Source organism: Francisella sp. AG1, assembly GCF_057683165.1.
Genome location: NZ_CM173135.1, coordinates 1052985 through 1067328, shown reverse-complemented (window position 1 = coordinate 1067328; position 14344 = coordinate 1052985). Strand labels below are relative to the sequence as shown.

Sequence of the window (14344 nt, the reverse complement as noted above, 5' to 3'; positions counted from 1 at the left end):
GTTCTCTAATTATGAATAGTAATAATATTACAGCTGTGCTTGCAAAGAGACTTATAAAGGAGCAATTTCCTGAGTATTCACATTTGGATATTAAATCTGTAGAAAAACAAGGATATGATAATAGAACTTATAGAATTGGAGAGAAGCTGTTAATCCGTATGCCAACAGCTGAAAGTTATGCTTTAAAAGTACCTATAGAGCAAGAGTTATTACCAAAACTAGCAAAATACATAACCACTCTAATATCTATGCCTATTAAAATGGGTATATCATCTGATAATTATCCATATTCATTTTCTATTTATAAGTGGCTTGAGGGTAAAAGCTTGAACCAACTAAAAATTAATGATAAAGAATTAGAGGTCTTGGCATTAGATTTAGCTAATTTTTTAAGAGAGTTGCAAAGTGTAAGAGGCGTGGAAGGACCTGAGCCAGGGCAACACAATTGGTGGAGAGGAGACCATATAAGTATTTATAATAAAGACGCTAGAGAACAAATAAAAAAATTGAAGGGTATTATAGATGTTAATTCTGCTTTAAGCTTATGGGAGAAGGCCTGTTCAACTAAATGGCAAGGTAAACCTGTTTGGATTCATGGTGATTTAGCTAGTGGAAATATTTTGATAAAAGATGCTAATTTAAGTGGAATTATTGATTTTGGTGGAATGGCTATCGGTGATCCTGCTTGTGATCTTGTTATTGCATGGACACTTTTTTATGGAAAATCTCGAAAGCTATTTATAAAAGAAATGAATCATAATTCTGATGTATGGTTAAGAGCAAAAGCTTGGTGTTTATGGAAAGCATGTTATGAGCTATGTCAGATTAACGATAAAAATAGTGATTTAGCATTGATTCAAAAAAATATTATTAATAATGTGCTGGGGTGTCTGAGTTAGACACTATAATATGAGACTTAGAAAAGTCTAAAGCTAATTTAATAAGACTTAATAGCTTTAAATACGAATTGGTAATTTACCTAATATAGGCTTGTTACTAAAAATATTTTCAAGAGCAGCTTGAATATTAATTAGTAGAGACGCTTTAGTATAGTTTGTCTGATCAATAGATGTAGCACCATAAATACATATATAATTTTCTATATTTTTTATATGTTCAATATCATAGGGCGTTAGTGCTGCTATATTAATAGTTTGCTTAGGTTTAATTGCTGTTAATTCACTATATCTTTGGCTATATTGTCGCAAATTAGCTGAAACTAGTATAATAAGGTTTGCTTTTTCTATATCTTTTTGGAGATTTTTATCATTAATATTTTTAATTGATAATTGTATATTTAGATTTTTGTTAGAAATTAGTTTTTTAAATATTTGGTGAAAATCACTGAGACGACTATTATCATTATCTATAATAAGAATATTATTATGATTATTTAGTTCATATGGAATTATTCCAGAGTTTTTTACAATAGTTGTGCTTTGTTTAGCTATGTCTAAAGCTATTTTTTGATGTGCTTTAGAGTTTATTATTTTATTTGCTAATTGAAGCTGTTCATTTTTTGATGTTTTAAATAAAAGGCTTTCATTAAGCTTATGATTTTTTTTAAAAGTGAGAATTTTTTCATAAGCATTATCAACTGCTTTAGCAAAATTAGAATTCGAAAAGTATTCTTTCTCTAGTTCAATAAAAAGCTCTTCTAATTTATAGATGTTTTTTTCAGACCATATTCTTATTGGCATTAGAACTACATCAATACCAGCTAGTATTGCTAGCTTAGTTGCTTCAATAGTTCCAAAATGTGCAGCTATAGCCTTCATGTCCATAGCATCAGATATAACCAAACCTTTAAATTGCATTTGCTCTTTTAATAATTTTGTTATTATTCTATAAGAAAGTGTTGCAGGTAAATAAATATCTGTATCAGTAGTGATAGATGTATGTGTGGAACTATCTAGTTCTGGAACACTTATATGGGCAGACATAACCATACTATAATCTAGTGCTAATTCTTTAAAAGGTAAAAGTTCATTAGCAACTAGCTCATCCAGATTTTTATTAAGTGATACTTCACCTAAATGACTATCTGTAGCTGTATCTCCATGCCCTGGAAAATGTTTCACACAGTCTATAATATTGGATTTTTTAAGACCTTTTATAGTATTTTTAGCATAATTTATAACAATATTAGGATCATCAGAATATGATCTAATTCCAATAATAGGATTGTCTTTATTTGAGTTGATATCAATCACAGGAGCAAAATTTATATTGATACCTAAACTATAAAGTTCATCGCCAATTAGTTTAGCCATATTATAAGCATTTTGTGGATTATCTGTAGCAGCTAAAGCCATATTACCACATCCACTAGTACCTTGCTTGATCCGGTTAACTCTTCCTCCTTCTTGATCAATAGCAAAAAAGAGAGGTGTAGTAATATTTGATTGTAAATCTCTTAATAAAGATATAACCTGCTCATTATTTTCGATATTCTCTTTAAAAAGAATAAATCCACCTAAATTATAATTTTTAAAAAGTTTGTTAATTAAATCATCAACTTTTATAAAAGGTATAGCTTTATTATTTGAATCTTTGCCCCAATAGCGAAAATCCATCATAATAAGCTGACCTATTTTTTTCCTTATAGAAGAATGCATTTAAATTTTAAAATAATATAAAGAGTATCATTAAATATAACATATATTTAATCTTAAAAGATTACATTCCAGCGCCATGACTAACTAAAAGTTTTTGTCCAGTTAATGCATTAGTTTTAAATCCTGCTAAGAATATAGCAGTAGCTGCAATATCTTGAACAGTTGTAAACTCACCATCTACAGTACTACCAAGCATTATATTTTTTACTATCTCTTCTTCAGAGACATTTAGCTCTTTGGCTTGCTCGGGGATTTGTTTTTCTACTAATGGAGTAAGTACAAAACCTGGGCAAATAATATTGGATGAAATATTATGTTCAGCACCTTCCTTAGCTAATGCTCTTACAAATCCAAGTTGAGCATGTTTTGCAGCTATATAAGCAGATTTATTTTTAGATGCAGCAACAGAATGTAGAGAACCAATTACAATGATTCTCCCCCCAGTTTTTAGATCAATCATATGTTGCATAGCTGCTTGTGAAACCATAAGTGTTCCTGTCATATGAATATCAAAAATTTTCCTCCAAGAAGAGACTTCAAATTCAACGATAGGAGATATTATTTGAATACCGGCATTATTTATAACTATATTAAGCTGGCCGAATTTTTCCACAATTTTATTAATACCAGTTTTGACTTGTTTTTCATTTGTGACATCCATTTGTATAGCTAATGTCTCTACATCATATTTATGTGAAAGCTCTTTTGCTATGGTTGTAGTTTTATTAAGATCTAAATCTGCAATCATGACCTTTGCACCTTGTTTTGCAAATTCTGTAGCCATTCCTAACCCAAGCCCAGATGCGGCACCTGTTATTAATGTAACCTTATTTCTTACAGACATTGAAGAACCTCATAAAATATCATTAATAAATTTATTTCGATTATATAATGATATTTTAAGTAAGTATAGTTCCTCTTTGGAGAATAACTTGTTTTTTTAGAGCTATTTAATTAAGAGTTAGTGTATGGATACATTGAATCTAAATATTTTGGTATAAATGGTCTGCCACCATTTGCGGGAATAAAAGTAATTTCACATCTATCAGTGCTTAATATTTTGTTATTAGAAAGTATTTTTTGATTAGCAACAAATTTAATTTTAGATATTCTTTCAAATTCACAAGTAACTTCTACTTCTTGAGCTACAATAGGTTTTTTAAATTTAATATGCTCATCAAGCAAAATTGCATAAGTTCCTTTTTCTGCTAGTTTTTCTACAGAATCACCTATAGTAGCAAAATATTCATGTCTAACAACTTCATAGTAATATGAATAATAAATATTGTCTAAAATATTTTGAAAATCTATGTGCTAAGCTTTTATTTGTATGTTTTTTGAAAACATTGTAACTATCTCTCCTAATTTAAAGTATATCGTTTCTTAGCACCCATAGTTTACATAGTTTAATAAAGTATTTATATAGATTTATTAAAATCAAATAATTATAAAAATATTCTTTAAAGCTATAGCATAAGTATCGTCTTTTATGAATTTTTGCTAGTATTGAATTTAGTGTGAGTTTTAAAATTTCAAATATGAAATCAGTATATTTAGTAGAAGGATTAAGGACTCCATTAGGAGCTTTTCAAAGTCAGCTTGCAAATGTAAGTAGCGTAGAGTTAGGTGCAACGGTAATAAAAGCTTTAGTTAAAAAAACTAAATTGCCTATACAAGCTATTGATGAAGTAATAATGGGTAATGTATTACAAGCAGCAATAGGCCAAGCTCCAGCTCGTCAAGCTATGCTTAAGGCTGGTTTATATAATAAAACACATGCTTTAACAATTAATAAGGTATGTGGTAGCGGTATGAAAGCAGTACATATGGCAGCTGATACAATTAGGCTGGGAAATGCTGAAATAATTATTGCTGGAGGTATGGAGAATATGTCTAATACGGCATATGCTTTACCCAAAGCACGTTCAGGATTACGTATGGGTGATGCACAAATTATTGATTTAATGATTCATGATGGTTTAACTGATCCTTACTCAGGAAATCATATGGGTGTTTTAGCAGAGCAAACAGCTGCTAAAAATAATATTACACGTCAAGAGCAAGATAAGTATGCGACAAGGTCTTATCAACTTGCTCAAAATGCTGTTAAAAATGATATTTTTGCTGATGAAATAGCTCCAGTGGTCTATAAAACTAGAAAAGATGAAATTACTATAGATCGTGATGAAGAGCCATTTAGAGGTGATATAAATAAATTAAATACACTTAGAACAGTTTTTAAAAAAGATGGAACGATAACCCCAGGTAATGCATCAACTATCTCAGATGGAGCAGCAGCCGTTATGCTAGCCTCAGAAGAGGCTATAAAAAAATATAATCTAAAACCAATTGCAAAATTAAAGGCTACAGCGACTAGTAGTATTGATCCTGAGGATTTCTCAGAAGGTCCAGTTTTTGCAATGCAAGCTATTATTGAAAAGGCTGGATTAGATTTTGATGATATTGATTTGTTTGAAATTAATGAAGCTTTTGCGATTGTACCTTTAGTAGCTAAGCAAAAGTTAAATCTTGATATGAATAAAATAAATGTAAATGGTGGAGCGATATCATTAGGACATCCAATCGGCGCTAGTGGTGCTAGAGTTTTAGTAACCTTGTTGCATCAAATGAAACGTCAGCAAGCAAGATATGGTTTAGCAAGCTTATGTATTGGTGGTGGTGAGGGGATCGCAACAATCTTAGAGCTACTTTAATTCTTAACTACAGGAAATTTTTTAGATGAATAAAATATATGATTCTGCAGCTGCTGCTTTAGATGGTTTATTAAAAGATGGTATGACCATTGCAGCAGGTGGTTTTGGGCTTTGTGGTATTCCAGAAAATTTGATTTTTGAAATAAAAAAATCTGCGATAACAGATTTAACATTTGTTAGTAATAATGCCGGGGTTGATGATTTTGGTTTAGGTTTACTTTTACAGCATAAACAAGTAAAAAAAATGATTTCATCTTATGTTGGTGAAAATAAAGTTTTTGAAAAACAATTTTTAAATGGCGAGCTTGAAGTTGAATTAACACCTCAAGGTACGCTTGCTGAAAGGTTAAGAGCCGGTGGAGCAGGTATACCAGCATTTTTTACACCAACTGCTTATGGAACATTATTGGCAGCAGATAAAGAAACTCGTAATATTGATGGTAAAGACTGTGTTTTAGAAATGGGAATTCGTGCAGATATTAGTATAGTTAAAGGTTATAAAGCCGATACTATGGGTAATGTTATTTTTAAAAATACAGCTAATAATTTTAATCAAGCTTGTGCAAAATCAGGACAAATTTGTATAGTTGAAGTTGAGGAGATTGTAGCAGCAGGGGAGTTACCGGCAAATCAGATTCATTTGCCAGGAATTTATGTAAATCGTTTAATAAAAGGTCAGTCATATGAAAAGCGCATTGAGCAGATGACTCTTTCAGGTGAAGATAGTGTAGCTAAAATAACACCACAACGAGAGTGGATGGCAAAACGTATTGCTAAAGAACTACATGATGGTGATTATGTAAATTTAGGTATTGGTATGCCAACCTTAATACCAAACTATTTACCTAAAGATGTTAATGTTGTTTTACAGTCTGAAAATGGTTTATTAGGAATAGGAGCTTTTCCAACTAAAGAAAAAGTTGACGCTGATCTAATAAATGCCGGTAAACAAACTGTTACTACAACTATCGGTGCTAGTTTTTTTGACTCAGCCGAGTCTTTTGCAATGATTAGAGGAGGTAAAATAAATGTTGCTGTTTTAGGTGCTATGCAAGTAAGCCAAACGGGAGATCTTGCTAATTGGATGATACCAAAAGTTATGGTTAAAGGCCCTGGAGGGGCTATGGATTTAGTATCAGGAGCACAAAAAATTATTATTATGATGGACCATTGTACTAAAAAAGGTGATGCTAAAATTCTTAAAGAATGCTCTTTGCCATTAACAGGTAAGAATGTAGTAAATATGATTGTTACAGATAAAGGAGTCTTTACTTATAACTCAAAAGATGGTTTGATGTTACTAGAGGTGTCTCCTTTTTCTTCAATAGAAGAAATCAAAGTAACTACAGCTTGTGAATTTAAGATAAATTAATATAGAGACTATAGGCATTAGACATGGTACAAATAAATCCCCAAATAAATAATTTAAAAGAGTCCGCAACTTTAGCCATAAATAATGATGTTAAAAAATTGCGCTCTCAAGGTAAGCATGTTTGTCATTTTGGCTTTGGCCAATCAGCTTTTGCCGTCCCACGCAAGATTCAACAAAGCATAAAAGATCATGCTGCTAAGAAAAATTATCTTCCTGGAGCTGGTTTAGATGAATTGTGTCAGGCAATTGCTAAGTATTATCAAAAAGAATTTGGTTTTAATTATACTGCTGAGGATATTTTAGTAGGGCCAGGTAGTAAAGAGTTGTTATTTCAATTACTATGTATGTTACAAGGTCCTCTAATTGTACCATCAGCTAGCTGGGTTAGCTATGTTCCACAAGCTAACTTACTCAATAAAGATTATTTTATTGCTGAGACTTTTGAGCAGTATAGCTATTGTCTTCAAGCAAAAGATTTAGTGAAAAGTTGTGAGCGAATAAATCAGTTAAATAAAAATGAAAATATTCAGAAAATACTAATTATAAATAGTCCAAATAACCCAACAGGCGCAGTTTATAGTAAACAAAATCTTGAAAATTTATCAAAGGTTTGCCAAAAATATAACATTATAGTAATTTCTGATGAAATTTATGCAGGAATAAATTTTAGTGATCAAGGATATGATTCAATGGTGCATTTTTATCCAGAAAAAACTATTGTAACAGCTGGCTTATCAAAGTTTTTTACAGCCGGAGGATATCGTTTAGGTTTTTGTTTAATACCTAATGATATTAAAGAATTATATAGTGCTGTGAAAGTAATGATAAGTGAAACTTATAGCTGTGTTGCTAACCCAATTCAGTATGCAGCCTTAACAGCATATGATTCTTTTACTGCAATTAAGCCATATTTATTAGCATGTACTGCTATTTATAAAATCGCAGCCGAATATTTATATACTAGATTTGTTGCTATGGGATTAACTTGTCCAAAACCACAAGGCGCTTTTTATTTATTTATTAATTTTAAAAATTTTAAAGAGAAAATTTTTCAGCAAGAAATAAAATCTAGTACTCAGCTAGCCAAAATACTTTTATCAGAAATCAGTGTTGCAATGTTACTAGGAGAAGATTTTTACCGACCTCCTGAAGAGTTAACATTTAGAGTTGCAACTACTGACTTTGATGGTAATAAAGCATTACAAATATATAAAAAAAATGTTTCTAACGATAAAATAATTACATCAGCAATGCCAAATCTTATAGATGGGTGTAATAGGTTAGAAACTTGGTTAAGTAATTTATAAGTATACATAATAACTATAAAATCGGTATTAATCTGATTATAAGTTAAAAAATATTTTGGAGAAGGTTTAGAATGCAACAAGATTTTGGCTAAAATCAAGCAACAAAATTACGCCAATACTCTTTTACATGTTCTCTGGAATTTTTATTGCGTATATTTATATTTACCCCAACAAATACTCTATTGAAAGCCCTTAATTCTGAAGATAATATATTTTGATTAATATTTATATATAGTCGATTAAATTCTATAAACCCAAATATAATATGGGTCAACAAAGAATGATCGTTAACATTTATTGACCCACTAAATGTAGTATATTGTAAATTTTTATTTATAAAATCTATAATTTCTTTAATAAAACTCTTTTCTAAGCTTTCTATCTTTAAAATATAATTTATAGAATTGATAGCCTCACTAAGCCCATTAAGAGAGGTTTTAAAATGCTTAGCTCTTCTGATACCTGACTTAGAATGTCGGTGGTGTAAATGAAATATGCTATGTTGTTTATTATCTTTTATATACTCATAAACTCTTGGATATATACACGAAATTAGTAACCGAAGCTGCTCTTGTCGTGATATAGTTAATCCGATAGTTATTTGACAATAATGTTATAATATTTAGAAAAAATGTCATCATATAGCCAAGATTTCAGAGATATCGTAATAACTAAATATAAAGAAGGCCTAACAGACAAAGAGCTAAGTAATTTTTTTAATATAGATATCCGTACTACTAGATCTTGGATAAACTTATACGAGACAACTGGTGATTATAAATCTAAGCAAGGCTTGGGGTTGCGGTAGAGTAGCAACCTTTACAGATAAGGAAGCGATAGAAAGCTACTTAAGAACATATCCAGATGCAATGGCTTTAGATATTAGAGAAGCATTAGCTCCTGAAATACCTAGAAGCACATTTTATGATTGTCTTACCAGACTTGGTTTTAGTTTTAAAAAAAGACACCTAAATATAAGCAAAGAAAAGAACAAGATAGGCAAAGTTTTATAGAGGTTGTTGAGACTATTGAACCTAACAAACTTGTATATTTAGATGAAATGGGTATGGATAATAAACAGTCTGTACTAAGAGGATGGTCTCTTGTTGGTAAACCTAGCTATGGTGAAGTTATTGCTTATCAAACTCAGAGAAAAAGTATAGTTGCTGGTTATAACTATTTAGAAAAGAAGATTATAGCACCGCTAGAGTATACTGGATATACAGATACTCAAATTTTTAATCAGTGGTTTGAAGAGCATTTATATCCTGAGTTAATTCCAAAGACTACTGTTGTTATGGATAATGCTAGTTTTCATAAGTCTCCTAAATTGGCTAAAATAGCAGAGAAGTTTGATATACAGATACTATACCTTCCTGCTTATTCTCCTGATTTAAATCCTATAGAAAAAATTTGGGCCAATTTTAAAAGAATTTTAAGAAAAGTAAATAATTCTTTTGATAATTTATCTGATGCTATTACTCACGTCTTTAGCACAATATTATCAGATTAACTATATTAGTATTTTAGAAAGTTCTATAAAATCTAAATAACTAGCATTTTTAGTTATTTTTGCTAAAGATTTCTGTTTGGAAAAACTCTCAATAGTTTTAATTTGTTCGTCAATATAACTAATATCTGAGTCATTACAATTAGCTACCCATCCGATCAAATTAATTTGATGTCTTCTAAGCTCATTAATGGTTAGTAAGGTATGGTTAATACATCCAATTTTGATAGCTGAAACCAGTAAGACAGGTATATTGAGGGCTTTAATTAAATCAAATTGTGTCACTTGGTTTGAATAAGGTGTCAATAATCCACCAGCTCCTTCAACAAGTAAAACATCAAAGTCTTGATTATAGTTATTTTCTACAAATAGTGTTAATTTGTCTAAAGAAATATCTATATTTGTTTTTTTAGCAATTATATGAGGAGCAACGGCTTCTTTAAATGAAATTAAATTTATTTGTTTATCAGAAAACTTTTGGTTATATGCATTAAATATGCTTTCAACATCTTCACACATATTTGAGGATTTGCTTTTACCTGAGGCAACAGGCTTTAAGCAAAGAGAATTAATATTTTGTGATTCAAAAGCTTTTATTAAGCTAGTAGAAACGTATGTTTTTCCAACTTCTGTGTCTGTACCTATTATTAAAAATTTTTTCATGATTCTATTCCTTAAAACAAATAAAAATACCAATATGGTAACTAAGTTTAAATTTTCCTGAGTTTAAATATAGTTTTTTTATATTAGTATAATTTGGTCTGTTATTGCCAGTATATGTGTTTACACCAGTAGATTTAAGGTGTTTAATAAGATCCTTAAAGTTATTAAATTCCAGAGATATGTAGAAATCTTCATCATGCAAACATTTAAGCTCATGTTTTTTTATATAATTTATGATACTAGACATATTGTGCATTTTATTTATCCGTAAAATACTATCTATTTCTTTAAAATTTTGCTCAAGAACTGTACTAAAGGCTAATATAGAACGGTTATTTAATTTTTGTGATATATTTTTTATTAGCAATTCAAAATTTTGACTCCATTGAAATGACATGTTTGAAAATATAAGGTCATAATTACCATCTATAAGGTCTAAATCTTTATCAAAATTAACTTTAAAAGATCGCATAGATTTATTTTTATGTGTTTCTTTAGGTGGAGTAATATCTGCAATATCTATATTTTTTGGTTGAAATTTCTGGTTTAATACTAGTGGTTCTGAGAAATCTCGAACTCCTAAGTTTAGGATATTATCAATATGATGGTAATTAATGAGTTTGGAATATTTATGTGAATATTCCAAAAGTAAATTTCGAACCTGATCTTGGACCGAAGAGTTTTTAGAGTAAGCATCAGCATTAGAGAAATTAGCTTTAACTTTACTATATATATTCATATGACTCTCCTATAATATTCAGAGTTTTTTCTATTTGAGCAAAAGTATTTTTTGAATGTATTGAAAACCTAAGTACAGGTTGGTTTATAGGAACTGTAGGGTATCTAAAGCAAGAAACTAAAATATTATATTTTCTAAGTTCATTTTTTATAGTCATTGCTAGATTACTATTTTTAACAATGATACTTCTAATTGGAGATATGTCATTAGAGAAAAGTTTTAAATTTTTTTCTTTACATAAGCTATTAAAGAAATAAATATTTTCATAAAGTTTTTTTCTATTATTATCAGCATTTTTTAGATTTTCAAGTTGTAGTATAGCTGCCTTTAGTAACATAGGTGGTAGGGCTGTTGTATAGATGTAATTTCTCGCAAATTGAATTAAATATTCACCAATTTGGGTTGTTGTGCAAACCATAGCACCAATTCCACCAAAAGCTTTGCCAAGAGGAAATATGGTTATTGGACAGTTTCTATAAGTTAATTGAAATTTATTAATAGAACCTTTACCATTCTCTCCTAAAATTCCGAAACTATGAGCTTCATCAACGATTAATTTATTTGGGGCAAACTGTGATATTTGATCAAGTTTACTAATGCTTCCAGATGTACTAAAAATTCCTTCACTAGTAATAAAACTTTTATTATTATAAATATTTTTTAAATGAGTTAGATCTTGATGATTGTATCTTCTAAGCTTTGTTTGAGCTAATCTAACTCCGTCTATAGTAGATGCATGGATGTATTTATCAGCAAATAAAGTACTATTTTTATCAAATAAGGTTGAATAAATGGCTAAGTTTGCCATATAACCTGAATTAAAAAAGATAGCTTTAGGATAATTTACAAAACTTGCAAATTTTATTTCAAGCTCTTTGGTTACATCAGTATAACCACATACAATGCTAGATCCTTGACTTCCAAATCCATATTTATCAAAACCATCAGATAGAGCTTCTTTTAGGTTGCTTGAATTTGATAAATTCAGATAGTCACTTGAAGTAAAATCAATAATATCTTTATTTCTGTCTAAGATAATTAATTTTCTTAGTAAATTATCTTTTTGATATTGTAAATATTTTTTTTTTAGATTTATCATAATAGAGTTAATTAGTGGCTTAACCCTAATTTTGATAGTAAAAGATTATCTGAATTAACTGTAGCATTATTAACAGTTAGATAATTGTTACCATAAAATATTGAATTTATACCTGCCAAAAAGCATAATGTTTGGGTTTCTGTGGACATATTTTGACGGCCTGCGGATAATCTGAGCCTAGCTTTAGGAAATAATATTCTAGTTGTTGCTATAAATCTAACAAGATCAAGATTATCAATTTGAGCCTCTGAATAAGTATCTCCTAGAGGAGTGCCTTTGATAGGTATCAAGGTATTAATAGGTATGCTTTGAGGTGCAGATGGTAAGGCTAAAAGCTCTAAAAGTAAACTAAACCTATCATCTAATGATTCACCCATTCCTAATATACCACCACAGCATACATTAATATCTGCTTCAGCAATATTTTTTATCGTTTGAATTCTTTCATCAAATTTACGGGTAGAGATAATTTTAGGATAATAATTTCTTGATGTATCTAAATTATGATTGTAATAATCTAGACCTGCTTGTTTTAGTTTTGTAGCTTCTTCACTGTTAACACTTCCTAAAGTTACACATGTCTCTAGGCCTAATTTCTTTACTTCAGATATAATCTCAGTAACTTTATCTAAATCTTTTTTAGGTATGTTTTTCCATGCCGCTCCCATGCAAAATCTTTTTGAACCATTACTTTTAGCAAGCTTAGCTTCATTTAAAATATTGTCTTTATCCAATAAGCGGTGTTTTTCAATACTCGTATTGTAATGACCACTTTGAGGGCAATACTTACAATCTTCTGGGCATGTACCTGTTTTAATACTTTTTAATGAACATAACTCAACATCATTACCAAAATTTTTTTTATGTGTTTCTAGAGCTGTAAATATTAAATCTGTTAATGGTTTATCATATATTTGTTTGATTTGTTCTAAAGTCATTTTTTACTTGGTAGTATTTCTAGTTGCAAACAATTCTATATCTTGAGTATAATCTATGTCAACTTAAAAATGACATTAAGGTTTACAATAATGTATAGCACGAGTATTTGGCATCCATGTACGCAAATGAAAGATTTTGAAAAAGTACCTCCGTTACATATAGTTAAAGCTGAAGGTGGCTACTTATATACACAAGATAATAGAAAAATATTTGATGCTATATCCAGCTGGTGGTGTAAATCTTTAGGTCATAGACACCCTTTGATTATAAATAGATTAAAAAATCAACTAGATAAATTTGAACATATTATATTTGCTAATACCACTAATGAAGAAATAGAACAATTTAGTAATAGAATATGTAAACTAACTTCAATGGATAAAGCGTTATTTGCAGGAGATGGTTCATGTGCAGTAGAGATTGCTTTAAAAATGACTACACATCTAAGACAAATCCAAAATCAGCCACTTAAAACAAAGTTTGTATGTTTAGAAAATTCATACCATGGTGAAACTCTAGCAACAATGAGTGTTAGTGATTGTGGTTTATATTCTGAACCATATAAGGCACATTTATTTGATAGCTATATTATAAAGAAATTACCTTATGTAACAGGTAAAAATGATCCTTTATGGTTTGATGCAAATCAATACTGGTTAGAAACAAAAAAATATTTAGAGAAAAATCATCAGAATATTAATGCATTAATTGTAGAGCCTCTTTGTCAAGGCGCTGGAGGAATGAAAATATATAGTAAGGACTATTTGAATAGGCTATGCCAGTGGTGTAAAGATAATGATATATATGTGATTTTTGATGAAATAATGACAGGAGTAGGTCGGTTAGGTAAATTATTTGCCTTTGATTATCTTGATATCTCACCTGATTTTTTATGCATTTCAAAAGGAATTACGTCAGGAATGATACCTTTTAGTGTTACATTAACCAAAAATAAATACTATGAAAAATTTTATAAAGATGAAGTTTCTAAAGCGTTTTTACATTCTCATACTCATAGTGGAAATGTATTAGGAGCAGTGGTTGCAAATAGTGTTTTGGATATATTTGAGCAAGAGAAAATTTTAAATAACATAGAAAAGCTTGAGGCTCAAATGCTAGATTCATTTATCAGTTTAAAAGAAGAAATTCCTATTCTTACAAATATTAGAAATCTCGGCAGTATCATAGCTACTGATCTTAATATAGATAAACCAAGATTTGGTTTTGATGTGTATCAGGAAGCTTTAAAACTAGGAGCTTTAATTAGACCGCTAGGAAATACAATCTATTGGATGCCTCCATTAAATTCAACAGAACAAGATATTAAGAATTTAAAACACATTACACAACAGGCAATAATTAATGCTTTAAAGAAAATATAGA

At 29.7% G+C, this 14344-nt stretch carries 12 protein-coding genes and 1 pseudogene; 6 read left to right on the top strand and 7 right to left on the bottom strand.

Going from position 1 to position 14344, the window contains the following annotated elements:
- The first annotated feature begins 11 nt into the window (after positions 1 to 11).
- Positions 12 to 899, top strand: coding sequence for an aminoglycoside phosphotransferase family protein (locus ACR0PV_RS05490; protein ID WP_488172150.1), 888 nt, complete (start codon positions 12 to 14; stop codon positions 897 to 899).
- Positions 900 to 956: 57 nt separating this feature from the next.
- On the opposite strand, the gene ACR0PV_RS05485 is transcribed toward ACR0PV_RS05490, so the two are convergent.
- From ACR0PV_RS05485 to ACR0PV_RS05475, 3 genes are all read right to left on the bottom strand, one after another.
- Positions 957 to 2618, bottom strand: coding sequence for a glycoside hydrolase family 3 protein (locus ACR0PV_RS05485; RefSeq protein ID WP_488172149.1), 1662 nt, complete (start codon positions 2616 to 2618; stop codon positions 957 to 959).
- A 61-nt stretch (positions 2619 to 2679) separates the two neighbouring features.
- Entirely contained in the window at positions 2680 to 3462 is a 783-nt protein-coding gene (locus tag ACR0PV_RS05480) for a 3-hydroxybutyrate dehydrogenase (RefSeq protein WP_488172148.1), read from the bottom strand.
- A 110-nt stretch (positions 3463 to 3572) separates the two neighbouring features.
- Positions 3573 to 3929, bottom strand: a complete 357-nt coding sequence (locus ACR0PV_RS05475; RefSeq protein ID WP_488173965.1) for an acyl-CoA thioesterase — start codon at positions 3927 to 3929, stop codon at positions 3573 to 3575.
- Positions 3930 to 4156: 227 nt separating this feature from the next.
- Between ACR0PV_RS05475 and ACR0PV_RS05470 the strand changes: the two genes are divergently transcribed.
- From ACR0PV_RS05470 to ACR0PV_RS05455, 4 genes and pseudogenes are all read left to right on the top strand, one after another.
- Positions 4157 to 5332, top strand: coding sequence for a thiolase family protein (locus tag ACR0PV_RS05470; protein WP_488172147.1), 1176 nt, complete (start codon positions 4157 to 4159; stop codon positions 5330 to 5332).
- A gap of 25 nt (positions 5333 to 5357) precedes the next feature.
- Positions 5358 to 6704, top strand: coding sequence for a 3-oxoacid CoA-transferase (locus tag ACR0PV_RS05465; RefSeq protein ID WP_488172146.1), 1347 nt, complete (start codon positions 5358 to 5360; stop codon positions 6702 to 6704).
- A 23-nt stretch (positions 6705 to 6727) separates the two neighbouring features.
- Entirely contained in the window at positions 6728 to 8011 is a 1284-nt protein-coding gene (locus ACR0PV_RS05460; protein WP_488172145.1) for a pyridoxal phosphate-dependent aminotransferase, read from the top strand.
- 631 nt (positions 8012 to 8642) lie between these two features.
- Positions 8643 to 9524: pseudogene (locus tag ACR0PV_RS05455) on the top strand (IS630 family transposase).
- On the opposite strand, the gene bioD reads toward ACR0PV_RS05455, so the two are convergent.
- From bioD to bioB, 4 genes are read right to left on the bottom strand one after another with little or no spacing between them, the layout of a single operon-like run.
- Positions 9525 to 10184: a dethiobiotin synthase gene (gene bioD, locus ACR0PV_RS05450; protein ID WP_488172144.1), complete on the bottom strand. Its 660-nt coding sequence runs from the start codon at positions 10182 to 10184 to the stop codon at positions 9525 to 9527. It lies immediately after the preceding pseudogene.
- A gap of 4 nt (positions 10185 to 10188) precedes the next feature.
- A complete protein-coding gene (locus ACR0PV_RS05445) occupies positions 10189 to 10923 on the bottom strand; it encodes a methyltransferase domain-containing protein (protein ID WP_488172143.1) in 735 nt (244 codons plus the stop codon).
- Positions 10910 to 12022 (bottom strand): aminotransferase class I/II-fold pyridoxal phosphate-dependent enzyme, encoded by a 1113-nt coding sequence (locus ACR0PV_RS05440; protein ID WP_488172142.1) that lies wholly within the window; start codon positions 12020 to 12022, stop codon positions 10910 to 10912. The genes ACR0PV_RS05445 and ACR0PV_RS05440 overlap by 14 nt, the downstream gene beginning before the upstream one ends.
- An 11-nt stretch (positions 12023 to 12033) precedes the next feature.
- Positions 12034 to 12960, bottom strand: coding sequence for a biotin synthase BioB (gene bioB, locus ACR0PV_RS05435; protein WP_488172141.1), 927 nt, complete (start codon positions 12958 to 12960; stop codon positions 12034 to 12036).
- A gap of 90 nt (positions 12961 to 13050) precedes the next feature.
- Between bioB and bioA the strand changes: the two genes are divergently transcribed.
- On the top strand, positions 13051 to 14343 hold the full coding sequence (gene bioA / locus ACR0PV_RS05430; RefSeq protein WP_488173964.1) for an adenosylmethionine--8-amino-7-oxononanoate transaminase: 1293 nt from the start codon (positions 13051 to 13053) through the stop codon (positions 14341 to 14343).
- Position 14344: the final 1 nt, after the last annotated feature.

Bases quoted from the DNA above. Each gene is read 5' to 3' on its own strand.
- ACR0PV_RS05445 (WP_488172143.1), bottom strand. From the start codon at position 10,923: ATGAATATATATAGTAAAGTTAAAGCTAATTTCTCTAATGCTGATGCT.
- ACR0PV_RS05480 (WP_488172148.1), bottom strand. From the start codon at position 3,462: ATGTCTGTAAGAAATAAGGTTACATTAATAACAGGTGCCGCATCTGGG.
- ACR0PV_RS05460 (WP_488172145.1), top strand. From the start codon at position 6,728: ATGGTACAAATAAATCCCCAAATAAATAATTTAAAAGAGTCCGCAACT.
- bioB (WP_488172141.1), bottom strand. From the start codon at position 12,960: ATGACTTTAGAACAAATCAAACAAATATATGATAAACCATTAACAGAT.
- ACR0PV_RS05490 (WP_488172150.1), top strand. From the start codon at position 12: ATGAATAGTAATAATATTACAGCTGTGCTTGCAAAGAGACTTATAAAG.
- ACR0PV_RS05440 (WP_488172142.1), bottom strand. From the start codon at position 12,022: ATGATAAATCTAAAAAAAAAATATTTACAATATCAAAAAGATAATTTA.
- ACR0PV_RS05470 (WP_488172147.1), top strand. From the start codon at position 4,157: ATGAAATCAGTATATTTAGTAGAAGGATTAAGGACTCCATTAGGAGCT.
- ACR0PV_RS05465 (WP_488172146.1), top strand. From the start codon at position 5,358: ATGAATAAAATATATGATTCTGCAGCTGCTGCTTTAGATGGTTTATTA.
- ACR0PV_RS05485 (WP_488172149.1), bottom strand. From the start codon at position 2,618: ATGCATTCTTCTATAAGGAAAAAAATAGGTCAGCTTATTATGATGGAT.
- bioA (WP_488173964.1), top strand. From the start codon at position 13,051: ATGTATAGCACGAGTATTTGGCATCCATGTACGCAAATGAAAGATTTT.
- bioD (WP_488172144.1), bottom strand. From the start codon at position 10,184: ATGAAAAAATTTTTAATAATAGGTACAGACACAGAAGTTGGAAAAACA.